Annotated in this window: 21 protein-coding genes; 20 read left to right on the forward strand and 1 reads right to left on the reverse strand. The window is 71.6% G+C overall.

What is annotated here, in order from left to right:
• Positions 1–147 precede the first annotated feature (147 nt).
• The 6 genes from ACIP82_RS32380 (at position 148) to ftsH (ending at position 8,914) form a co-directional block, all read left to right on the forward strand.
• Positions 148–1,632 (forward strand): ammonium transporter, encoded by a 1,485-nt coding sequence (locus ACIP82_RS32380; RefSeq protein WP_400658679.1) that lies wholly within the window; start codon positions 148–150, stop codon positions 1,630–1,632.
• Entirely contained in the window at positions 1,629–1,967 is a 339-nt protein-coding gene (locus ACIP82_RS32385) for a P-II family nitrogen regulator (protein WP_363608924.1), read from the forward strand. Before ACIP82_RS32380 ends, ACIP82_RS32385 begins: the two co-directional genes overlap by 4 nt.
• A 97-nt stretch (positions 1,968–2,064) precedes the next feature.
• The gene (locus ACIP82_RS32390) at positions 2,065–4,602 is read left to right on the forward strand and encodes a [protein-PII] uridylyltransferase (RefSeq protein WP_400658682.1); all 2,538 of its coding nucleotides are present in this window, start codon (positions 2,065–2,067) and stop codon (positions 4,600–4,602) included.
• A gap of 100 nt (positions 4,603–4,702) precedes the next feature.
• Positions 4,703–6,271: a signal recognition particle protein gene (ffh, locus tag ACIP82_RS32395; RefSeq protein WP_363608996.1), complete on the forward strand. Its 1,569-nt coding sequence runs from the start codon at positions 4,703–4,705 to the stop codon at positions 6,269–6,271.
• Positions 6,272–6,379: 108 nt separating this feature from the next.
• The gene (locus tag ACIP82_RS32400; RefSeq protein WP_363608926.1) at positions 6,380–6,922 is read left to right on the forward strand and encodes a GNAT family protein; all 543 of its coding nucleotides are present in this window, start codon (positions 6,380–6,382) and stop codon (positions 6,920–6,922) included.
• 72 nt (positions 6,923–6,994) lie between these two features.
• A complete protein-coding gene (ftsH, locus tag ACIP82_RS32405; RefSeq protein ID WP_363608928.1) occupies positions 6,995–8,914 on the forward strand; it encodes an ATP-dependent zinc metalloprotease FtsH in 1,920 nt (639 codons plus the stop codon).
• 75 nt (positions 8,915–8,989) lie between these two features.
• Here the strand turns inward: ftsH and ACIP82_RS32410 are convergent, their stop codons facing one another.
• Entirely contained in the window at positions 8,990–9,823 is an 834-nt protein-coding gene (locus ACIP82_RS32410) for a class I SAM-dependent methyltransferase (RefSeq protein WP_400658685.1), read from the reverse strand.
• Positions 9,824–10,043: 220 nt separating this feature from the next.
• On the opposite strand from ACIP82_RS32410, the gene proS reads away from it, so the two are divergent.
• The 14 genes from proS (at position 10,044) to ACIP82_RS32480 (ending at position 21,531) form a co-directional block, all read left to right on the forward strand.
• Positions 10,044–11,456, forward strand: coding sequence for a proline--tRNA ligase (gene proS, locus ACIP82_RS32415; protein WP_400658687.1), 1,413 nt, complete (start codon positions 10,044–10,046; stop codon positions 11,454–11,456).
• 426 nt (positions 11,457–11,882) lie between these two features.
• Complete coding sequence (locus tag ACIP82_RS32420) at positions 11,883–12,461, forward strand: hypothetical protein (RefSeq protein ID WP_400658689.1); 579 nt, start codon at positions 11,883–11,885, stop codon at positions 12,459–12,461.
• A 394-nt stretch (positions 12,462–12,855) separates the two neighbouring features.
• Positions 12,856–13,284 carry a 30S ribosomal protein S16 gene (gene rpsP / locus ACIP82_RS32425; protein WP_363608934.1) on the forward strand — a complete coding sequence of 143 codons (429 nt, stop codon included), beginning with the start codon at positions 12,856–12,858 and terminating at the stop codon, positions 13,282–13,284.
• Between the two features lie 2 nt (positions 13,285–13,286).
• Positions 13,287–13,526: an RNA-binding protein gene (locus ACIP82_RS32430; protein WP_030056773.1), complete on the forward strand. Its 240-nt coding sequence runs from the start codon at positions 13,287–13,289 to the stop codon at positions 13,524–13,526.
• A 161-nt stretch (positions 13,527–13,687) separates the two neighbouring features.
• Positions 13,688–14,308, forward strand: a complete 621-nt coding sequence (gene rimM / locus ACIP82_RS32435) for a ribosome maturation factor RimM (RefSeq protein WP_400658691.1) — start codon at positions 13,688–13,690, stop codon at positions 14,306–14,308.
• A gap of 89 nt (positions 14,309–14,397) precedes the next feature.
• Positions 14,398–15,216, forward strand: coding sequence for a tRNA (guanosine(37)-N1)-methyltransferase TrmD (gene trmD, locus ACIP82_RS32440; protein WP_363608998.1), 819 nt, complete (start codon positions 14,398–14,400; stop codon positions 15,214–15,216).
• Positions 15,217–15,370: 154 nt separating this feature from the next.
• Positions 15,371–15,721, forward strand: a complete 351-nt coding sequence (gene rplS / locus ACIP82_RS32445; protein WP_063347674.1) for a 50S ribosomal protein L19 — start codon at positions 15,371–15,373, stop codon at positions 15,719–15,721.
• A gap of 77 nt (positions 15,722–15,798) precedes the next feature.
• Entirely contained in the window at positions 15,799–16,722 is a 924-nt protein-coding gene (lepB, locus tag ACIP82_RS32450) for a signal peptidase I (protein WP_400658693.1), read from the forward strand.
• A gap of 169 nt (positions 16,723–16,891) precedes the next feature.
• Entirely contained in the window at positions 16,892–17,647 is a 756-nt protein-coding gene (lepB, locus tag ACIP82_RS32455; RefSeq protein WP_400658694.1) for a signal peptidase I, read from the forward strand.
• A 245-nt stretch (positions 17,648–17,892) separates the two neighbouring features.
• Positions 17,893–18,900, forward strand: coding sequence for a signal peptidase I (lepB, locus tag ACIP82_RS32460; RefSeq protein WP_363608942.1), 1,008 nt, complete (start codon positions 17,893–17,895; stop codon positions 18,898–18,900).
• Between the two features lie 145 nt (positions 18,901–19,045).
• On the forward strand, positions 19,046–19,801 hold the full coding sequence (lepB, locus tag ACIP82_RS32465) for a signal peptidase I (protein WP_400658696.1): 756 nt from the start codon (positions 19,046–19,048) through the stop codon (positions 19,799–19,801).
• Between the two features lie 118 nt (positions 19,802–19,919).
• On the forward strand, positions 19,920–20,393 hold the full coding sequence (locus ACIP82_RS32470) for an NUDIX domain-containing protein (protein ID WP_363608946.1): 474 nt from the start codon (positions 19,920–19,922) through the stop codon (positions 20,391–20,393).
• A 55-nt stretch (positions 20,394–20,448) separates the two neighbouring features.
• Positions 20,449–20,775, forward strand: coding sequence for a DUF2469 domain-containing protein (locus tag ACIP82_RS32475; RefSeq protein WP_329929696.1), 327 nt, complete (start codon positions 20,449–20,451; stop codon positions 20,773–20,775).
• A gap of 168 nt (positions 20,776–20,943) precedes the next feature.
• Positions 20,944–21,531 carry a YraN family protein gene (locus ACIP82_RS32480; RefSeq protein ID WP_400658698.1) on the forward strand — a complete coding sequence of 196 codons (588 nt, stop codon included), beginning with the start codon at positions 20,944–20,946 and terminating at the stop codon, positions 21,529–21,531.

The following is a 21,531-nucleotide window of genomic DNA, read 5'->3' on the forward strand; positions in this document are numbered from 1 at the left end:
GTAACCCCCGCGTCGCCGTCGTCACGGCCGCGAAACAACGGGCCGCACCGGCTGAAACCGGCCTTCGGCACGCTCCATCTCATCGCCGACACCCCGGGTACACGGGTAACCCGGGTGTGGAGCGGCTTCCACCATGAGGAGACGCCGATGCCGGACGGCTTCAGCGCGGGCGACACCGCCTTCGTGCTCATCAGTGCGGCCCTGGTCATGTTGATGACCCCGGGCCTGGCCTTCTTCTACGGAGGCATGGTCAGGGCCAAGAGCACGCTCAACATGCTGGCGATGAGCTTTCTCTCGCTCGGCATCGTCAGCGTGCTCTGGGTCCTCTACGGGTACTCGCTCAGCTTCGGCCCCGACGCGGGTGCCGGCCTGATCGGCAACCTGGACTTCCTCGGCCTGCACGGCATCGGCCTGGACGACCTCACCGGGACGATCCCCGTCACCGCGTTCTCCGCCTTCCAGCTGATGTTCGCGATCATCACCCCGGCCCTGATCAGCGGCGCCGTCGCGGACCGCGCCAGATTCGCCGCCTGGGGCCTGTTCATCGCGCTCTGGGTGACCGTGGTCTACTTCCCGGTCGCGCACTGGGTGTTCTTCTTCGACGGCGGCAAGGGCGGCTGGCTCGGCGACCGCAACGGCGTGATCGACTTCGCCGGCGGCACCGCCGTGCACATCAACGCGGGCGTCGCGGGTCTGGCCCTCTGTCTGGTGCTGGGCAGGCGGATCGGCTTCCGGAAGGACCCGATGCGCCCGCACAGCCTGCCGCTGGTGATGCTCGGCTCCGGGCTGCTCTGGTTCGGCTGGTTCGGCTTCAACGCCGGTTCGGCGCTGGCCGCCAACGGCGTCGCCGCGATGGCGCTGGTCAACACCCAGGTCGCCACGGCGGCCGCGCTGCTCGGCTGGCTGGTCTACGAGAAGCTGCGGCACGGCGCGTTCACCACGCTGGGCGCCGCCTCCGGCGCGGTGTCCGGCCTGGTCGCCATCACCCCCGCCTGCGGCTCGGTCAGCCCGCTCGGCGCGGTGGCGATCGGTCTGGTCGCGGGTGCGGTCTGCGCCGCCGCGATCAGCCTCAAGTACCGCTTCGGCTTCGACGACTCGCTCGACGTGGTCGGTGTGCACGCGGTCGGCGGCGCGATCGGCTCGCTGCTGGTCGGCCTCTTCGCCACCGGCACGGTCGGCCAGACCGCCAAGGGCCTGTTCTACGGCGGCGGCCCGGGACAGCTCGGCAAGCAGGCGATGGGCGTGGCGGTGGTCGGCGGGTACTCCTTCGTGCTCTCCTGGCTGCTCGCCAAGGCGATCGACCGCACGGTCGGGTTCCGGGTCGCCGACGAGGTCGAGCTCGCCGGCATCGACCAGGCCGAGCACGCCGAATCCGCCTACGACTTCAGCGCGATGGGCGCCGGCCTGGCCAGGACCGCCTTCGTCTCCGTACCGGTCTCCGTCGCTGTCTCCGCTCCCGCCGCGGTCGTGGTGGCCGACCCGCTCCGGACCTCCCCCGCCCCGGCGCCCGCCGCGGCCGTGGTCGCCGGTCTGGCCAGGACCGCTCCCGCTCCCGCCCCCGCCGCGGCCGTGGTCGCCGCGGTCGAGTCCGTCGCCGAGGCCGCCGAGAAGAACGGGGCCGATGCCCAGTGAAACTGATCACCGCAGTCATCAAGCCGCACCGCCTGGACGACGTGAAGGCCGCCCTGCAGGCCTTCGGAGTGCACGGCCTGACCGTCATCGAGGCCAGCGGCTACGGCCGCCAGCGCGGCCACACCGAGGTCTACCGGGGCGCGGAGTACCAGGTGGACCTGGTGCCCAAGGCCAGGATCGAGGTGCTGGTCGAGGACGAGGACGCCGATCAGCTGATCGACGTCCTGGTGAAGGCCGCCCGAACCGGAAAGATCGGCGACGGCAAGGTCTGGAGCGTCCCGGTCGACACGGCCGTCCGGGTCCGCACCGGCGAGCGCGGCCCCGACGCCCTCTAGCATTCAGCTCGATCAACCCGCGGGCGGGCCCGCGACCACCCGGTGGTCGCCGGTCCGCTGACGGCGCATCAGTCCAGGACGACGGACGGGGACCCGTATGACCGCCGAGACCTCTCCTCCCCCCTCACCCGGCGACGGGCACCAGGGGACCGGCCCGCCCGCCGACTACGCCGCCGCCCGGGCCGGGCTGCTGGCCGCCCCCGGTCCCACCGGTGACGCCCGCCGCACCGCGCTGGCCGCGCTCACCGACGACTGGCTGGGCGGCCTGCTCACGGCGGCCGGCGCCCCGGCCGGCGTCGCCCTGGTCGCCGTCGGCGGCTACGGACGCGGCGAACTCTCGCCCCGCAGCGACCTCGACGTGCTGCTGCTGCACGACGGCCCGCTCGACCCGGAGCTGCCCGAGCGCATCTGGTACCCCGTCTGGGACAGTGGCGCCGCCCTCGACCACTCGGTGCGCACCCTCGCCCAGGCCCGGACCGTCGCCGCCGCCGACCTCAAGGCCCAGCTCGGCCTGCTGGACGCCCGGCACATCGCCGGGGACCCGGCGCTCACCGAGGCCCTGCGCTCCGCCGTCCTCGGCGACTGGCGCGCGAGCGCCCCCCGGCGCCTGCCCGAGCTGCGCGAACTCGCCCGGGAGCGGGCCGAGCGGCACGGCGAGCTGTCCTTCCTGCTGGAGCCCGACCTCAAGGAGGCCAGGGGCGGCCTGCGCGACGTGGTCACACTCGACGCGATCGCCGCCAGCTGGCTGGCCGACGCCCCCCGGGACGGTCTGGACGCCGCCGCGCTGCGGCTGGCCGACGTACGCGACGCCCTGCACCTGGCCACCGGCCGGGCCACCGAGCGGCTCAGCCTCCAGGACCAGGACCAGGTGGCCGAGCGGCTCGGGGTGCTGGACGCCGACACCCTGCTGCGCCAGGTGTACGAGGCCGCCCGCACCGTCGCCTACGCGAGCGATGTCACCTGGCGGGCGGTGGACCGGGTGCTCGCCGCCCGCTCCGCCCGGGGCCGGCGGTCGTCGCGGCTCTCCTTCCCCTTCACCGGCGCCGGGCGCGGCGCCGGCGCGGTGGCCCGGGGCGCGGTCCGGCGCCGCCCGCTCGCCGAGGGCGTGGTCGAGCAGGACGGCGAGGCGGTGCTCGCCCAGGGTGCCCGCCCGGCCGCCGATCCGGTGCTGCCGCTGCGCGCCGCGGCCGCCGCCGCCCAGAACGGGGTGACCGTCTCGTACGCGACGGTGCGCCGGCTGGCCGCCGAGTGCCGTCCGCTGCCGGTGCCCTGGCCGGACGAGGCGCGCGAGCAGCTGGTCACCCTGCTGGGCGCGGGCGAGGCGTGCATCCCGGTCTGGGAGGCGCTGGAGGCGGAGGGGCTGATCACCCGGCTGCTGCCGGACTGGGAGCGGGTGCGCTGCCGGCCGCAGCGCAACGCGGTGCACCGCTGGACGGTGGACCGGCACCTGGTGGAGACGGCGGTCCGGGCCGCCGCGATGACCCGCCGGGTGGCCAGACCCGACCTGTTGCTGGTCGCCGCGCTGCTGCACGACCTCGGCAAGGGCCTGCCCGGCGACCACAGCGAGGCGGGTGAGGTGATCGTCCGCGATGTGGCCGTCCGGATGGGTTTCGACGAGGACGACACGGAGACCCTGGCGGTGCTGGTCCGCCATCATCTGGCCCTGGTGGAGACCGCGACCCGGCGGGACCTGGACGACCCGGCCACCGTGGAGGCGATCACCAAGGCGGTCGGCACCCCGGCGCGGCTGGAGCTGCTGCACGCGCTGACCGAGGCCGATGCCACCGCCACCGGCCCCGCCGCCTGGAGCAGCTGGCGGGCCTCGCTGGTGGACGGCCTGGCCGCCCGGGCCGCGGCCCAGCTGGCCGGCGGGCAGCCGGGCCGGGCGGAGGCCGAGCCGACCGCGGAGCAGGAGCGGCTCGCGGTGGAGGCCGCCCGGACCGGCGGGCCGGCGCTCACGCTGCTGGCCCAGGCCGGGCCGGAGGTCCCGGGGCCGGGCCGGGAGGGTGCCGGGCCGGCGGGCACCGAACCGATGGGCGTCCGGCTGACCCTGGCCGTACCGGACCGGCCGGGTCTGCTCGGCACGGTCGCCGGGGTGCTCGCGCTGCACCGGCTGACCGTCCGCTCGGCAGGCCTGCGCGAGCTGGACCCGATCGGCGCGGGCGCGGTGCTGCTGCTCTCCTGGACGGTGGCCGCCGAGTTCGGCGAGCTGCCGGAGGCGGCCCGGCTGCGGGCCGATCTGCGCCGGGCGCTGGACGGTTCACTGGACGTCTCGCGCCGGCTCGCCGAGCGTGACGCGGCCACCCCGCGCCGACCCGGCATCCCCACCCCGCCGCCGCTGGTCGCGGTTGCGCCCGCGGCGGCCTCGGCCACCGCGACGGTGCTGGAGGTCCGCGCCCATGACGCCCCCGGCCTGCTGCACCGGATCGGCCGGGCGCTGGACGGGGCCGGTGTCCGGGTCAGGACCGCGTACGTCAGCACGCTCGGCGCGGACGCCGTCGACTCCTTCTACCTGACCGACGCGGCGGGCCGGCCGCTCTCGGCCCGGCGGGCCGGGGAGGTGGCGGCGGCCGTGCGGGCCGCGCTGGTCCGAGGACCGGACGCCGGGCCGAGCACCGGCCGAACGGCGTACTGAACACCGGGTGAACCCGGGTGGAGACCGTACCCGGGGCGGCCGGATACCCTGGGGGGCGACGACCGTACCGATACCGATGCCGCAGAGGACCCGCGACGACGTGTTCGACACCCTTTCCGATCGCCTCGCAGCGACGTTCAAGAACCTCCGGGGCAAGGGCCGCCTCAGCGAGGCGGACATCGACGCCACCGCCCGCGAGATCCGCATCGCGCTGCTGGAGGCGGACGTTGCGCTGCCGGTCGTGCGGGCCTTCATCAAGCAGGTCAAGGAGCGGGCACTCGGTGTCGAGGTCTCCGGCGCGCTGAACCCCGCGCAGCAGATCATCAAGATCGTCAACGAGGAGCTCATCGCCATCCTCGGTGGCGAGACGCGCCGGGTGAAGTTCGCCAAGAACGGCCCGACGGTGATCATGCTCGCCGGTCTCCAGGGTGCCGGTAAGACCACCCTCGCGGGCAAGCTCGGCCACTGGCTGAAGACGCAGAAGCACACCCCGCTGCTGGTCGCCTGCGACCTCCAGCGCCCCAACGCCGTCAACCAGCTCCAGGTCGTCGCCGACCGCGCGGGCGTGGCCTTCTACGGCCCGCAGCCGGGCAACGGCGTGGGCGACCCGGTGCAGGTCGCCCGGGACTCGATCGAGTACGCCAAGCAGAAGCAGTACGACGTCGTCATCGTCGACACCGCCGGCCGCCTGGGCATCGACGCCGAGCTGATGCAGCAGGCCGCCGACATCCGGGCCGCGGTCAACCCGGACGAGGTCCTGTTCGTCGTCGACGCGATGATCGGCCAGGACGCGGTCACCACCGCGCAGGCCTTCCTCGACGGCGTCGACTTCACCGGTGTGGTGCTCTCCAAGCTCGACGGCGACGCCCGCGGTGGTGCCGCCCTGTCGGTCGCGCACGTCACCGGCCGGCAGATCATGTTCGCCTCCAACGGCGAGAAGGTCGACGACTTCGACGCCTTCCACCCCGACCGGATGGCCTCGCGCATCCTCGGCATGGGCGACGTGCTCTCGCTGATCGAGAAGGCCGAGCAGACCTTCTCGCAGGCCGAGGCCGAGAAGATCGCCTCCAAGCTGCAGGGCGGCGGCAAGGACTTCACGCTCGACGACTTCCTGGACCAGCTGGAGCAGGTCCGGAAGATGGGCTCGATCTCCAAGCTGCTGGGCATGCTGCCCGGCATGGGCCAGATCCGCGAGCAGATCAACAACATCGACGACAAGGACGTCGACCGGGTCGGCGCCATCATCAAGTCGATGACCCCGGCCGAGCGGACCGACCCGAAGATCATCAACGGCTCGCGCCGGCTGCGCATCGCCAAGGGTTCGGGCGTCGGCGTCGGCGAGGTCAACAACCTGGTCGAGCGGTTCTTCGAGGCCCGCAAGATGATGTCCGCGATGGCCTCCGGCAAGGGCATGCCCGGCATGCCGGGGATCCCGGGCATGGGCGGCGGCTCGAAGAAGTCCGCCAAGAAGGCCCCGCAGGCCAAGGGCAAGCGCAAGAGCGGCAACCCGCTGAAGCGCGCGCAGGAGGAGGCCGCGGCCGCCCAGCGCCGCGCCCTGGGCCCGGGGGCCGGCCAGGCCCCGGCCGACGGCGGCGGCGCGTTCGGCCTCGGCGCGGGCAAGGGCCCGGCCGACTTCGAGCTGCCCAAGGAGTTCAAGGACCTGCTGTAGACCCTGCGGCCGGTGCGGAACCGAGGCGCCGCGAACGGCCCGCCTCCCCGAACCAGGGCGCCGCGAACGGCCCGCCTCCCGGTACCGCCGGGGCGGTGGGCCGTTCGTATGTCCGATGATGGTGCCGTGAGAGTGACGATCAGGGCCCCGCGGGCAGGGGACGAAGCTGCGTACGCCGAGGCAGTCCGACGGTCCGCCGACCACATCGGGCGGTGGAACCCGGTCGAGCCGGACGGGCTGCCGGAACTCCTGGAGCGCCAGGGCGCCGGCCTGCGGACCTTCCTGATCGTGGACCGGGCCAGCGGTGGGCTGGTCGGCAAGGTGAACGTCGCCAACATCGTGATGGGCCGGTTCTGCAACGGCGCGCTCGGCTACGACTCGTACCTGCCGTTCGCCGGCACCGGCCGGATGACCGAGGGCATGCGGCTGGTGCTGGACCGCTGCTTCGCCCCGCAGGCCTCCGGCGGGCTCGGCCTGCACCGGCTGGAGATCAACGTGCAGCCGGACAACGAGCGCTCGATCGCGCTGGCCCGGCGGCTGGGCTTCCGGCACGAGGGCTCCACCCCGCGGATGCTGTACCTGCAGGGGGCCTGGCGGGACCACGAGCGGTTCGCGATGACCGCCGAGGAGTGGCCCGGCCTGGGGGAGTAGGGCCTGCTCAGCGGCGTCCGGGCGCGGCGTTGCGGTTGGATCACCCGAGCGGATGTCCGTATTGTCCGACGGGTGACCGATCCCGTACCGCCGCGCCAGACCCCCGACCAGCCCTGGCGGTCCGAGGGCGCCCCGCCTCCGCCGCCTCCGCGCCGCAGGATGCCCGGCGGCTGGCCGGGCCTCGTCCTCACCGCGCTCGTGGTGTTCCTGATCTCCGACCTGCTGCTGTCCTTCTTCGGCAACGCCGGGGCCACCACGATCTCCTACACCGAGTTCGACAACCAGTTGAACAAGGGCAACGTCACCAAGATCTACTCCAAGGGCGACTCCATCGAGGGCACCCTGAAGAGCGCCGAGCCCAAGCCGGACGGCGCCAAGGGCACCTACACCGAGTTCGACACCCAGCGGCCGGTCTTCGCCGGGGACAACCTCTGGACCGCCCTCCAGCAGCACGGCGTCGAGGTCACCGCCTCGCCGGTGGTCCAGCAGCGCAGCTTCCTCGCCAACCTGCTGATCTCGCTCGCCCCGATGCTGCTGCTGATCCTGATCTGGGTGCTGCTCGCCCGCCGGATGGCCGGTGGCATGGGCGCCGGCGCGCTCGGCCGCAAGGCCCCGCCCAAACCGGTCACCAGTGACGCCGGCACCCGCACCACCTTCGCCGACGTGGCCGGTATCGACGAGGTCGAGGCCGAACTCACCGAGGTGGTCGACTTCCTCAAACACCCCGAGCAGTACCGTCGGCTCGGCGCCAAGATGCCGCGCGGCGTGCTGCTCTCCGGCCCGCCCGGCACCGGGAAGACCCTGCTCGCCCGGGCCGTCGCCGGTGAGGCGAACGTGCCGTTCTTCTCCGCCTCCGCCTCCGAGTTCATCGAGATGATCGTCGGCGTCGGCGCCAGCCGGGTCCGCGAGCTCTTCGCCGAGGCCCGCAAGGTCGCCCCGGCGATCATCTTCATCGACGAGATCGACACCATCGGCCGCCAGCGCGGCGGCAGCGGCGGCATGGGTGGCCACGACGAGCGCGAGCAGACGCTCAACCAGATCCTCACCGAGATGGACGGTTTCACCGGCTCCGAGGGCGTCATCGTCATCGCCGCCACCAACCGGGCGGAGGTGCTCGACCCGGCCCTGCTGCGCCCCGGCCGGTTCGACCGGCGGATCACCGTCAGCCCGCCGGACCGGAACGGACGGGCCGCCATCCTGCGCATCCACACCCGGACCGTCCCGCTCGCCGGGGACACCGACCTCAACCAGCTGGCCAAGGTCACCCCCGGCATGACCGGCGCCGAACTGGCCAACCTGGTCAACGAGGCCGCCCTGCTGGCCGTCAAGCGGAAGCAGGACGCGGTGGGGGAGCGCGACCTCTCGGACGCGCTGGAGAAGGTCCAGCTCGGCGCCGTCCGCCCACTGGTGATGCCGCAGTCCGAGCGTGAGCGCACCGCGTACCACGAGAGCGGCCACGCACTGCTCGGGATGCTCCAGCCGGGCGCGGATCCGGTCCGCAAGATCACCATCGTGCCGCGCGGGCGGGCGCTCGGCGTCACCCTCTCCACCCCCGAGACCGACCGCTACTCCTACACCGAGGCCTATCTGCGCGGCCGGATCATCGGCGCGCTCGGTGGGATGGCCGCCGAGCAGGTCGTCTACGGCGTGATCACCACCGGCGCGGAGAGCGATCTGGAGCAGGTCACCAACATCGCCCGGGGCATGGCAGGCCGCTGGGGCATGAGCGAGCGGGTCGGCCGGCTCACCGCCGTCCCCGCCGACCCACAGGGCGCGTACGGGCTGTCCGCCGCACCGACCACGCTGGACGCGGTGGACGAGGAGGCCCGGCGGATCGTCGCCGAGTGCTACGAGGAGGCGGTGCGGCTGCTGACCGAGCAGCGGGCCCGGCTGGACGCGCTGGCGGCGGCGCTGCTGGAGGCCGAGACGCTGGACGAGGAGGCGGCCTACCGGGCCGCCGGGGTGCCGCGGAAGTCGCTCGACCAGGCGTGAGCCGTTCGAGTGAGGGCGCTCGCCGGGTGGCGGGCGCCCTTTTCGTTCGCGCGGCGGGCTCTTTCGCTCGGCGGGCTACCGGGGTTGCTCGGCGACCAGGTAGCGGAAGAGGTTCTCCATGCGGACCGAGCCGTCCGGGCGCAGGTACGGGGCCAGCGCCTCCTCCAGTTCCTTGGCCACCAGCGGCAGCCCGGAGAACTCCGCCGCCGCCTCGTACAGGCCGGTGGAGAGCAGCCCGCGCACCGCGCTGTCCAGGTCCGGGTAGGCGAACGGGCAGCTCACCCGGCCGCTGCCGGCCGGGTGCAGACCGGCGCCGGCGAGCAGATCCTCCAGCGCGCCGGGCGGACTCAGCTCGAACGGGTCACGCGCGGTGGTACGGCCGGCCATCCGGCGGGCCACGTCCAGGACGGACGCGCTCTCGCAGCGCTCCGGCGGGCCCCAGGCGGCCAGCACCACGTGCCCGCCGGGGAGCGTCAGCCGGGCCGCCTCGGCCACCACCCGGGCCGGGTCGGCGGATCCGGGCAGCTGCTCGAAAACGGTCACCAGCGAATAGGCCGAGTGGGGGAGGGCCGTCGTTGGCCGGGCACCGGCTCCGACCCGCAGCCGGCGGCCCCGGGCCAGCTCGCGCAGCTCGTCCTGCGGCTCCAGACCGGAGACCTGCGCGCCCCGCCCGGCGGCCAGCAGCAGCGCCAGGCCGGACCGGCAGCCGAGGCCCAGGACGCTGGTCGCCGGGCCGACCTCCAACCGGCTGTAGACGGCTTCGTAGAGCGGCACCAGCATGCGCTCCTGGATCTCCGCCCAGTCGCGCGCCCGCGTGGGCCACGCGATCGCGCGCGGTGGGTCGTGCGGGTCGTGCGGGCGTGCGCCCGTGGGTCGTACGGTCGTGCCGGTCGTCCGAGCTGAAGCCATCGCGGCCTCCCATCCGGTCCTTCGGTGTGCTGCTACGGCTCCCCCAAAGTCCCGCCCCACTCCAGCGAACAGCGGCTCGGGCGTGGCGTCCAGAGGGGTGCGGGGTGGTGCGCGCGTGTCGCGGTCGTGCGCCCCCTGGCGGGCCCGGGCGCTCCGGAGGCCGACCGGTCCCGCAGAACGGATTCGAAGTCAGGGCCTCGCTCCCCGTACCATTCGCCCCATGGCAAAGGCACCCGTTCTCACCCCCCAGGCGGACGACTTCCCGCGCTGGTACCAGGACCTCATCAACAAGGCCGAGCTGGCCGACAACGGTCCGGTGCGCGGCACCATGGTCATCCGACCGTACGGCTACGGCCTGTGGGAGCGGATGCAGCAGGAGATGGACGCCCGCATCAAGAAGGCCGGCGCACAGAACGCCTACTTCCCGATGTTCATCCCGCAGTCCTACCTGACCAAGGAAGCCGAGCACGTCGAGGGCTTCGCCCCCGAGCTCGCGGTGGTCACCCACGGCGGCGGCAAGCAGCTGGACGAGCCGATCGTGGTCCGGCCGACCTCCGAAACGATCATCAACGAGTACTTCTCCAAGTGGGTCCAGAGCCACCGCGACCTGCCCCTGCTGATCAACCAGTGGGCCAACGTGGTCCGCTGGGAGCTGCGCCCGCGCATCTTCCTGCGCACCACCGAGTTCCTCTGGCAGGAGGGCCACACCGCCCACGCCGGCTACGAGGACGCCCGTGACTACGCCTCGATGATCCACACGGACGTCTACGGCGACTTCATGACCAATGTGCTCGGCATCGATGTCGTGCTCGGCCGCAAGACCGCCAAGGAGCGCTTCGCCGGCGCCATCAACACCCTCACCCTCGAGGGCATGATGGGCGACGGCAAGGCGCTGCAGATGGGCACCAGCCACGAGCTGGGCCAGAACTTCGCCAAGGCGTTCAACACCACCTACCAGCTCCAGGGCGCCGAGCGCGAGTACGTCTGGCAGACCTCCTGGGGCGTCTCGACCCGTATGGTCGGCGGCCTGATCATGTCCCACGGCGACGACAACGGCCTGCGGGTTCCCCCGCGCCTGGCCGCCGTCCAGGCCGTCGTCCTCGCCATCAAGGGCGACGACGCGGTGATCGCCAAGGTCCGCGAGATCGGCGCCCGGCTGGAGGCCGCCGGCATCCGCGTGGTCGTCGACGACCGCACCGACACCCCGTTCGGCCGCCGCGCCGTCGACTGGGAGCTCAAGGGCGTGCCGCTGCGCATCGAGGTCGGCCCGCGCGACCTGGAGAACGGCACCGCGATGCTGGCCCGCCGTATCCCCGGTGGCAAGGAGCCGGTCTCCATCGACGGCCTGGCGGAGCTGGTGCCCGGCGTCCTGGAGGAGGACCAGGCGCTGCTGCTGCGCCAGTCCCGCGAGCGCCGCGAGGCCCGCACGGTGGACGTGACCAACCTCGACGAGGCCGTCGAGGCCGCCGCCACCGGCTGGGGCCGGATCTCCTGGGCCGAGCTGGGCCCGGAGGGCGAGGCCAAGCTGGCCGAGCAGGGTGTCTCGGTGCGCTGCATTGTCGCCGCCGACGGATCGGTGCCGCAGACGGACGACCAGGACGGCAATATCGCGATCGTCGCGCGCGCCTACTGACAGCGGAAACCGACGGAAACCGGCAGAAGCCGACGGATGTCGACAGCCGCCGATGCGTGCTGATGGTTGCTGACAACGCCTGCTGAGAATACGGGCTGTAAGTATCCAGAGACCGTCTCACCTGTTGACATCGCTACTGGCCAGTCAACTGCCAGTATTAACGGAATAGCGGTACGGTGTACGGCCCGTGGCCCTGTCAACTCGGCAGGACCACGGGCCGTACGTCCTGGGGGCGACAGCCCGCGCCCGGACGGAAAATACGAGGCTCGGCGAGTTGCGACGGGCCGAAACCTGCAGGGGGTTGGTCTTGCGTCAGATCCGGAACGCGCAATTCGCGCGCGGTCGTGCATTCCTGAGAGTTCCCTGGGAATTCCCGGAGAGCGAGAACACGCGGAACATTGGCTCCCACTGCATCGTTGGTCTAGCGTGAGCACGACACAGCCCCTCGTTCTCGCGGCCGAACTGGCCGCCGCCTGGAGTGACATCCAGGCCTTCCATCAGGACCTCCCCGACCTCGCCTCGCCCGAGGCGCTGATCGGTGAATCCTCCTCGGCCTGTGGCACCCGGCTCGGTTTCGAGCGGCTCCTCCACGAGGCCGCCCACGGTCTGGCCGCGGCCCGGGACATCCGGGACACCTCGCGCGCCGGCCGCTACCACAACCGGCGCTTCCTGCTGCTCGCCTCCGAGCTCGGCCTGGCGCACCCGGTCGAACCGCACGCGAGCAGCGGCTTCTCCCAGGTGACCATGCTCAAGGAGACGCAGGAGCGGTACGCCGACACCATCGAACGCCTGGACCGGGCCCTCGGCGCCCACCAGGAGGCGGTGGCCGGTGATGGCGTGACGCGCGCCTTCCGCGGTCCGGCCGCCCGGCACGGCTCCTCCGGGGGCGGCGTCCGGGTCAAGGCGGTCTGCGGCTGCGGGCGGAACGTCCGGGTCGTGCCGTCGGTGCTCGCGCAGGCGTCCATCGTCTGCGGCGCGTGCCAGCAGCCGTTCAAGATCGCATAGCTTGGAGAACCGGCCGGCGGCTGTGCGGGCAGCACGTCCGGCCGGAGTAATCGGCCGATCGGCCCATTGAGTTGTCGAGTGGCTCTACCGATCGGCTCTACCGAGCGGGCGGCCGATGTGTGTCGGGCTGACCGGGGGCGAGGGCTCCCGGTCGGGCCTGTTGCCGGGGCCGTCGGGCGGCCGTCGGGTGGCTGGCGGCGGTGAAGACGGCCTGGTGGTGGCGGCCGGGTGAAGGCGGTTCGCGCCGGTATGGCAGAATGGACAGCTGAGTACTCGGCAGCCGAGACAGGACCCCTCTCTCCTACGGCTGGCGTGTCCCTTGAACGGCCCGCCCCGCAACCCCACGCGACGGCAGGGCTGCTCACCCACGTCAACACCAGGAGAATCCACTCCCGTGGCAGTCAAGATCAAGCTCAAGCGTCTCGGCAAGATTCGCTCCCCGCACTACCGCATCGTCGTCGCCGACGCGCGCACCAAGCGTGACGGTCGCGCGATCGAGGAGATCGGCATCTACCAGCCGACCTACGACCCCTCGAAGATCGAGGTCGACAGCGACCGCGCCCAGTACTGGCTGTCCGTCGGCGCCCAGCCGACCGAGCCGGTGCTCGCCATCCTCAAGCTGACCGGCGACTGGCAGAAGTTCAAGGGCCTGCCGGCTCCGGAGCCGCTGAAGGTCGCCGCGCCGAAGGTCGAGGACTTCTCGCACCTGTTCGCCAAGGCCGTCGCCGGCTTCGAGGACGCCACCACCGGTGTCGCCATCACCCCGAAGGCCAAGAAGTCGGACAAGGCCGAGGCTGAGGCCGACGCCGCCGCCGAGGCCTGATCGTGATCGAGGACGCCCTCGACCACTTGGTGAAGGGCATCGTCGAGCACCCCGATGAAGTGCAGGTGCGCTCGCGCAACCTGCGGCGGGGCAACACCATCGAGGTGCGCGTGCACCCCGATGACCTCGGCAAGGTGATCGGCCGGGGCGGCCGCACGGCACGCGCACTGCGCACCGTGGTCGGCGCCCTCGGCGGTCGCAACGTCCGGGTCGACCTGGTCGACGTGGACAACATCCGCTGACGCGGCTGCTCGTTCAGCCGTCAGGCTTGAGGCCGGCCGGGACGTATGTCGTCCCGGCCGGCCTTTCTTTCTCTCCGGTTCCAGCCTCTTCTTGTCAGCCTTCCTTCTCTTCAGCCTTCTTTCTCTGCCTTCCCTAGCACTCATCCAGGAGAACGATCACCGTGCAGCTCGTCGTCGGCAAGATCGGCCGCGCCCACGGCATCAGGGGGGACGTCAGCGTCGAGGTCCGCACCGACGAGCCGGAACTCCGGCTCGGACCGGGTGCCGTCCTGCTCACCGACCCCGCGTCGGCCGGGCCGCTGACCGTCGAGTCCGGCAAGGTGCACAGCGGCCGGCTGCTGCTGCGCTTCGCCGGCGTCAAGGACCGCAATGCCGCCGAGGCGCTGCGCGGCACCATCCTGATCGCCGAGGTCGACCCGGAGGAGCGCCCGGAGGATCCGGAGGAGTTCTACGACCACCAGCTGATCGGTCTGGACGTGGTGCTGCTCGACGGCACCCTGGTCGGTGAGCTGACCGAGGTCGTCCACCTGCCCTATCAGGACCTGCTCACGGTGAAGAAGCCCGACGGGACCGAGGTGCTGGTGCCGTTCGTCACCCGCATCGTGCCGATCATCGACCTGGAGAACCAGCGCGCCGTGATCGACCCGCCGGGCGGGCTGATCGACTCCGAGCAGGCCGAGGTCGCCCGGGGTGACGGTGCTGACGGTGTTGGGGACGACGCTGCTGAGGGCGACGGTGCTCAGGGCGACGGTGTGCGAGACGGTTCGGAGGCCGCGGAGTGAGCTCCGACGAACGTGAGCAGGGGCAGGGCGCGGCGCAGGAGCCGAGGCCGGAGTCCGGGCCCGGGCCGGTGGCCGCGGTGCAGAGCGGGATGCGGATAGACGTCGTCACGATCTTCCCCGAGTACCTGGAGCCGCTGAACATCTCGTTGGTCGGCAAGGCCCGCGCTCGTGGCCAGCTCGATGTGCACATCCACGACCTGCGCGGCTGGACGTACGACGTGCACCGGACCGTGGACGACAGCCCGTACGGCGGCGGCCCCGGCATGGTGATGAAGCCCGAGCCGTGGGGCGAGGCCCTGGACGCGGTGACCGCCCAGGGGCCCGAGGGCGAGGTGCCCACTCTGGTGGTGCCGACTCCCAGCGGGCGTCCGTTCACCCAGGAACTCGCGCAGGAACTCGCCGGGCGCCCCTGGCTGGCCTTCACCCCCGCTCGGTACGAGGGCATCGACCGGCGGGTGATCGAGGAGGCGGCCACCCGGATGCCGGTGGTCGAGGTGTCGATCGGTGACTACGTCCTGGCCGGCGGCGAGGTCGCGGTGCTGGTGATGGTCGAGGCGATCGCCCGGCTGCTGCCCGGAGTGCTGGGCAACGCCGAGTCCCACCGGGACGACTCCTTCGCGCCCGGCGCGATGGCCGACCTGCTGGAGGGCCCGGTCTACACCAAGCCCGCAGAGTGGCGTGGCCGGACCGTGCCGGACGTGCTGCTCAGCGGCAACCACGGGCGCATTGCCCGCTGGCGACGCGAGCAGGCCTTCGCCCGCACCCTGGCCAACCGGCCGGACCTGGTGGAGCGCTGGCAGTACGGCGCCTTCGACAAGAAGGACCGTGAGGCCCTCAGCATCCTCGGACTGGCCTGGGACGAGCAGCTCGGCCGATTTCGGTCCGTGGCCGGTGATGTGGAAGAATAGGCCGCTGCTGTCTGTCGCTGGACTCCTTTCGTAGGGGTCACGTGGTCCGGTGCCCTCGCCACGGGGGGATCACCTCGGTCCGATGCGGCCCGCAGCAGACCCCATTGCGACGAACTTCCGTGGGCGGCCCGTGGCGCCTGCGATGGAGAGCAACATGAGCAACAAGCTCGCTGCTGTCGACGCGGCTTCGCTGCGTAGCGACATTCCGGCCTTCCGCGCCGGTGACACCCTGAAGGTGCACGTCCGGGTCATCGAGGGCAACCGCTCCCGTGTCCAGGTCTTCCAGGGCGTCGTCATCCGCCGCCACGGCGCCGGTGTCGGTGAGACCTTCACCGTCCGCAAGGTCAGCTTCAACGTCGGCGTGGAGCGCACCTTCCCGGTGCACACCCCGGTCGTCGAGAAGATCGAGGTCGTGACGCGCGGTGCGGTTCGCCGCGCCAAGCTGTACTACCTGCGTGACCTCCGCGGCAAGGCCGCGAAGATCAAGGAGAAGCGCGACCGCTGATCCACCGGCCCCCGGCGCTGCCGGGGGATCGGAGCGCTCTAGGGGGCGCCGCTGCCGCAAGGTAAGCTCAGCCCCCGATGAGCACGCACGAACCACTCGCGGACCGCGACGGCAGTCCCGCACCCACCGGTGCGGACTCGCTGTCGCGGTCCGCGGCCGTTTCCGGGGGCGGGGCGGAACCGGCCGGAGCGGGTGTGGAGGCCGGGACGGCCGAGGTATCGGACGCCGGGCCGGCCGAGGCGCGGGACGTGGAGACGGGCGCCGGGCCGGAGACCGCCGGGCCGGGGGACGAACCCACCGCGGAGCCGGAGCCGGAGGCGCCGGTGCGTTCGCGTGGGCGTGACCTGCTTCTGCTGGTGGGTATCTGCCTGCTCACCCTGCTGCTGGTGAACGCTTTCGTGGCGCGGCCGTTCGCGGTGCCGTCCGGATCGATGGAGAACACCCTGCGCCCGGGCGATCGCCTGATCGCGAACAAGCTGGCGTACGCCTTCGGCGGCCACCCCCAGCGCGGCGATGTGGTGGTTTTCGACGGGACGGGCTCCTTTCTGCATGAGCCGGAGAGGTCGGCCGGGTTCTGGGACGGTCTTCGTTCGCTCGGCCAGGACCTCGGACTGGCACCGGCCGGGAACTCGGTCTACGTCAAGCGCGTCATCGGTGTCGGCGGGGACCGGGTGACCAGTACCGGTCCGGGTGGGCGGATCACCGTCAACGGGGTGCCGGTCGACGAGACGTCCTACCTCGCCCCGGGGGACGAGCCGTCGAGCGTGGCCTTCGACGTGGTGGTGCCGGCCGGCAAGCTGTGGGTGATGGGCGACCACCGGAGCGACTCGCGCGACTCGCGTGACCACCTGGGCGAGCCCGGCGGAGGCTTTGTCCCGGAGCGCAGGGTGATCGGACGGGCGGACTGGGTCGTCTACCCGGTCGGCCACTGGACCAGCCTGGACCGGCCGGCGGCGTTTGCCGCGACAGGGGGGACGGGTGGACATGGGGACCAGAGGTAGAGGCCGGCTGGCCGACCGTCCCGCCCCCGAGCCCTCGGGCAGCCCGGAGGAGACACCCGCCCAGGAAGCGGCGCCACCGGTACGCGGCCGGGCCGAGCGCCGCCGCACCGCCCGCCGGGCGGCCCGCCGTCGCAGACGTTCTCTCCTGCGCGAGCTTCCACTGATCGTCGTGGTGGCACTGCTGGTGGCACTGGTGATGAAGACCTTCATGGTGCAGGTCTTCGTGATCCCCTCGGGTTCGATGGAACAGACCATCCAGATCGGGGACCGGGTACTGGTGGACAAGTTCACCCCTTGGTTCGGCAATGAGCCGGAGCGCGGTGACGTGGTGGTGTTCAAGGACCCGGGTGGCTGGCTGGAGGCTGACCACAAGCCGTCCACGGACGGGCCGGTACTGCGCGGGGCCAAGCAGGTCCTCACTTTCGTCGGGCTGCTGCCGTCCGACAGCGAGCAGGATCTGATCAAGCGCGTGATCGGTGTCGGCGGGGACACCGTGGAGTGCTGTGACGCGCAGGGGCGGGTGAGCGTCAACGGCGCTGTGGTGGACGAGCCGTACCTGGCACCGGGGAACCCGCCGTCCCGCCAGCCCTTCAAGGTGAAGGTTCCGCAGGGGCGGCTCTGGGTCATGGGCGACCACCGGGACGTGTCCGCCGACTCCCGCTTCCACATGGCGAATCCGGGGCAGGGGACTATCCCGCTGAGCGGTGTGGTGGGCCGGGCTTTTGTGATCGCGTGGCCGTTGGACCGGTTCCATCAACTTGATGCACCGGGTTCACTCTCCTCAGTGGCGCGGGCTCCGGCGGCTCGCGGAGAAGCTTCGCGATTGCCGGGCGCTGGGCCGATTCCGATGGAACCTCCGCTCGTTATGGGTGTGTTGGGCATTCTTCCGTTTGTCGTCCGTCGGTCGGCACGACCACGGGAGTAGGCCGTGCCGGTCGGCTACCAGCAAGATCACGCGTGTGGGATCGCGAGCCGGATGCCTGGGAGTGATAGAGAAGTGCTGGAGTGACCGGTGCACCAGGCCGGTTGTGTTCTGCGGCTGTGTTGGTGTCAGGTGTGCCCGACGCGGGCGGCTCTGAGACGTTCACGGCCGATGGTGGAGTGTGGTGCCCGCTGTGCGGCACTGTGAGCGCGGGCGCGCGGGCGTCCGCACAGCAGGGAGGAGACGTTGTGGGGGATTTGGTGATCGGCGCCCGCTCAGGCGCCGGAGAGCCCGAGGGCTCCGGCAGCCGGGCGGCCCGGTCCGCCGAGTCCGCGGTGCCCTCGGCTCCCGCCGAGGACACGGCGGCCCCGTCCGCAGACGAACCGGCCGACGATACGGGTGACTCCTTGGGTGCCTTCCGGGTCGAGCCGGGTTCGGAGGACGAGCCGTCGGACGAGAAGTCCGTCGGCGAGGAGCGCAAGCAGCGTTCCTTCTGGAAGGAACTGCCGATCCTGGTCGGTATCGCACTGGTCCTGGCTCTTGTGATCAAGACGTTCTTCGTCCAGGCGTTCTCCATTCCGTCGGAATCGATGCAGAACACGCTTCAGGTAGGCGACCGTGTCCTGGTGGACAAGCTGACTCCGTGGTTCGGGGCCGAGCCCGAGCGCGGAGAGGTCGTGGTGTTCCACGACCCGGGCGGTTGGCTGAACGACGAGCCCGTCCAGCAGAGCAGCAACTCCTTCGTCCGAGGCATCCAGGACGTGCTCAGCTTCGTCGGCCTGATGCCCTCCACGAACGAGAAGGACCTGATCAAGCGCGTCATCGCGGTCGGCGGGGACACCGTCGAGTGCGAGGGCGAGGGCCCGGTCAAGGTCAACGGGGCCGTGCTCGACGAGCCGTACGTCTTCGCGGGCAACACCCCCTGCGGTACGAAGCCCTTCGGCCCGGTGAAGGTGCCGCCCGGTCGGATCTGGGTGATGGGCGACCACCGCGCGGACTCCCTGGACTCCCGCTTCCACATGGACCAGCCGGGCGGCGGCACGGTTCCGGTGGACGAGGTGATCGGGCGTGCCTTCGTGGTGGCCTGGCCGGTCAACCACTGGTCGACGCTGCCAGTACCAGACACCTTCGACCAGAAGGGGCTGTCGGGGGCCGCGCCGCTCGTGCCCCCCGTGGCCGGCGCCGTCGGCGCGGTCGGTCTGCTCCCGGTGGTACGCCGGCTGAGGGACCGGGCGGACCGAAAGAAGCAGTCCTGACCGTTACCGGGTAGCCCCCGGGTCTTGCGCGGGCCGTGGTACCGACGAGTAATCTGCTCGGACGTGCCACGGCCCGCCGGGTTTCCCGCCTGTGGCCCCGGTGCGTCGCGAGCGCTTCCAGGTCGGGCAGGGGTGGACGGTGTCGATGAGCAGTGTCGTGGAACAGGTGGCCGACCGCCCGCCGGCCGCCGCCCGGCCTCGGCGCCGGCCCGCCGCCGTGCTGCAGGGCGCGGTGATCGCGCTGGGACTGGTCCTGCTGGTCGGCGGCTTCGCGGTCATGGCCCTGGACTACCGGCCCTACAACATCCCGACCGCGTCCATGACTCCCACGCTCAAGGTCGGGGACACCGTTCTGGCCCGGAAGATCGATGACGGCGCCGTCGGCCGCGGTGACGTCGTGGTCTTCCGTGACCAGGCCTGGGGCGGCGAGCTGATGGTCAAGAGGGTCGTCGCGGTGGGCGGCGACACGGTGGCCATCACCGGAGGCGACCACCGGCTGACCGTCAACGGCAAGCCGGTGGACGAGCCCTACCTGGCTGCGCAGAGCGCGGAGAGCGGCACGTTCAGCGTGGAGGTGCCGCCCGGGCGGCTGTTCCTGCTCGGCGACAACCGGCAGGGATCGCTGGACTCCCGTGTCCACCTCGAGGTGGACGGGGGAACGATCCCGGCCGGCGAGGTGCAGGCCCGGGTCGAGTCCACCGTCCTGCCGTTCGGTCGGGCGGGCATGTTCGCCAGGACCTCGGCCTTCGATGTGATCGGTGGCCCGAAGGCCGGTGAACCGGGCCCGCTGGAGCCGGCCGCCTACGCCACCGTTGTAGGCGCGGCGCTGATCGTCGTGACCTCGGCGGTGGGCGGCGTGGCGGGCCTGACCCGTCGGCTCCGGAACCGCCGCGCGTCCTGAACCCGGGTGCCGCGGCCCTGGACCTGCCCGCTCTGCCGAACATCGCCCCGGACGGCCGTGCCGGGTGGCAGGATCGGGAGAGCCACCGGGGCGAACGGAAGGAGTGTGGAGATCTGCCATGACGGCACGGCGTCGCAGAGCGGCGAGGATCCTGTTGCTGGACGGGCAGGAGCGCCTTCTTCTCTTCCGGGGGTCCGACCCGGCGGTACCGGGTGTCACCTGGTGGTTCACCCCGGGGGGTGGCTTGGAGCCCGGCGAGGGCGTGCGCGAGGCAGCCGTACGGGAGCTCGCGGAGGAGACCGGACTGCGGGGCGTGGAGCTGGGGCCCTTGGTGGCGTACGGCACGGCTTCGTTCTCCTTTCGGGGGCAGCACTACGAGCAGGAGCAGTGGTTCCACCTGGCCCGGACCACGGACACGGTGCTCGACCACTCGGGCATGGGCGACGACGAACACGCCCAACTGCTCGCGGCGCGCTGGTGGACGATCGAGGAGCTCAGGGAAACCGCCGAGACGGTCTACCCGGTCGGACTGGCGGACTTTGTGGAGCAACTGTTGGCCGAGGGGCCGCCAGTCACTCCAGTACGGCTCTGAGGGTGGGTGCGGTGGTCCACAATGGGTGGACGTGACAAGTTGAGGGGACGCCTGGATGAGTGCCGAAGATCTCGAAAAGTACGAGACCGAGATGGAGCTCAAGCTCTACCGGGAGTACCGGGACGTCGTCGGCCTGTTCAAGTACGTGATCGAAACCGAGCGGCGTTTCTACCTCACCAACGACTACGAGTTGCAGGTGCACTCGGTCCAGGGCGAGGTCTTCTTCGAGGTGTCGATGGCGGATGCGTGGGTCTGGGACATGTACCGGCCGGCTCGGTTCGTCCGTAAGGTCAGGGTGCTGACCTTCAAGGACGTGAACATCGAGGAGCTCGCGAAGAGTGATCTGGAGCTGCCCTCGGACGACGCCGGCTTCGGGAACTGACGTTGGACCGTCTGGGCCGGTGGTGTCCAGAGGAATTTCGAGTATTCCGGGATTCTCACCCCTCCAGGTGACAGAAGTTATCCACAGGCCCTGGTTATCCACAGGAAATAACAACTCTCTGGTCTGGTCCCGGGCTGCGCGGCAACCTCCACAGCGGAGGTGGTCATCGTGCAGGACACGAAGCGCTCCCCGCGCAAGCAGACAGCGAAAGCCCGGCTGGACGGGCAGCCCAGACGGAAAACAGTGCGGCCGGCGGACGGAGGGTCGCCGACCGCCGTCGGGCCTGCTCCGCCGCGCCCGGAGAAGAACAGCCCGGGGCGCAGTACCAACAACGGCCTCGGCCGCTATGGCGAAAGGGTCGCCGCGCGCCGCCTCGCCGAGGACGGGCTCCGCATCCTGGACCGCAACTGGCGGTGTGTCGAGGGGGAGTTGGACATCGTCGCCCTCGACGGCGACACCCTGGCGGTCTGTGAGGTGAAGACCCGCTCCGAGCGGGGGTTCCAACAGCCCAGCGAGGCCATCGACCAGGCCAAGGCCGCTCGGCTGCAGCGCCTCGCGGAGCGCTGGATGGCGGAGCGCTGGCCCGGCCACTTCGCCAGGCTGGCCGGCTCCGAGTATCAGTCCGAGCCCGGTAACGGGCCTGCGGATCCGCCATGGCCACCTGTGCCACCCGGTGGCGTCCGCATCGACCTCGTGGCCGTCATCAACCGGTTCCGCGGTGCGGCCCTGGTGGACCACCTGCGAGGGGTGGTCTGA

The sequence above is a fragment of the Kitasatospora sp. NPDC088548 genome, assembly GCF_044753005.1.
GTDB lineage: Bacteria > Actinomycetota > Actinomycetes > Streptomycetales > Streptomycetaceae > Kitasatospora.

Excerpts from the sequence above, each read along its gene's own strand:
- ACIP82_RS32380 (WP_400658679.1), top strand. The coding sequence starts at position 148 with ATGCCGGACGGCTTCAGCGCGGGCGACACCGCCTTCGTGCTCATCAGT.
- ACIP82_RS32390 (WP_400658682.1), top strand. The coding sequence starts at position 2,065 with ATGACCGCCGAGACCTCTCCTCCCCCCTCACCCGGCGACGGGCACCAG.
- ACIP82_RS32400 (WP_363608926.1), top strand. The coding sequence starts at position 6,380 with ATGTCCGATGATGGTGCCGTGAGAGTGACGATCAGGGCCCCGCGGGCA.
- ACIP82_RS32410 (WP_400658685.1), bottom strand. The coding sequence starts at position 9,823 with ATGGCTTCAGCTCGGACGACCGGCACGACCGTACGACCCACGGGCGCA.
- proS (WP_400658687.1), top strand. The coding sequence starts at position 10,044 with ATGGCAAAGGCACCCGTTCTCACCCCCCAGGCGGACGACTTCCCGCGC.
- trmD (WP_363608998.1), top strand. The coding sequence starts at position 14,398 with ATGCGGATAGACGTCGTCACGATCTTCCCCGAGTACCTGGAGCCGCTG.
- rplS (WP_063347674.1), top strand. The coding sequence starts at position 15,371 with ATGAGCAACAAGCTCGCTGCTGTCGACGCGGCTTCGCTGCGTAGCGAC.
- lepB (WP_400658693.1), top strand. The coding sequence starts at position 15,799 with ATGAGCACGCACGAACCACTCGCGGACCGCGACGGCAGTCCCGCACCC.
- lepB (WP_400658696.1), top strand. The coding sequence starts at position 19,046 with ATGAGCAGTGTCGTGGAACAGGTGGCCGACCGCCCGCCGGCCGCCGCC.
- ACIP82_RS32470 (WP_363608946.1), top strand. The coding sequence starts at position 19,920 with ATGACGGCACGGCGTCGCAGAGCGGCGAGGATCCTGTTGCTGGACGGG.
- ACIP82_RS32475 (WP_329929696.1), top strand. The coding sequence starts at position 20,449 with ATGAGTGCCGAAGATCTCGAAAAGTACGAGACCGAGATGGAGCTCAAG.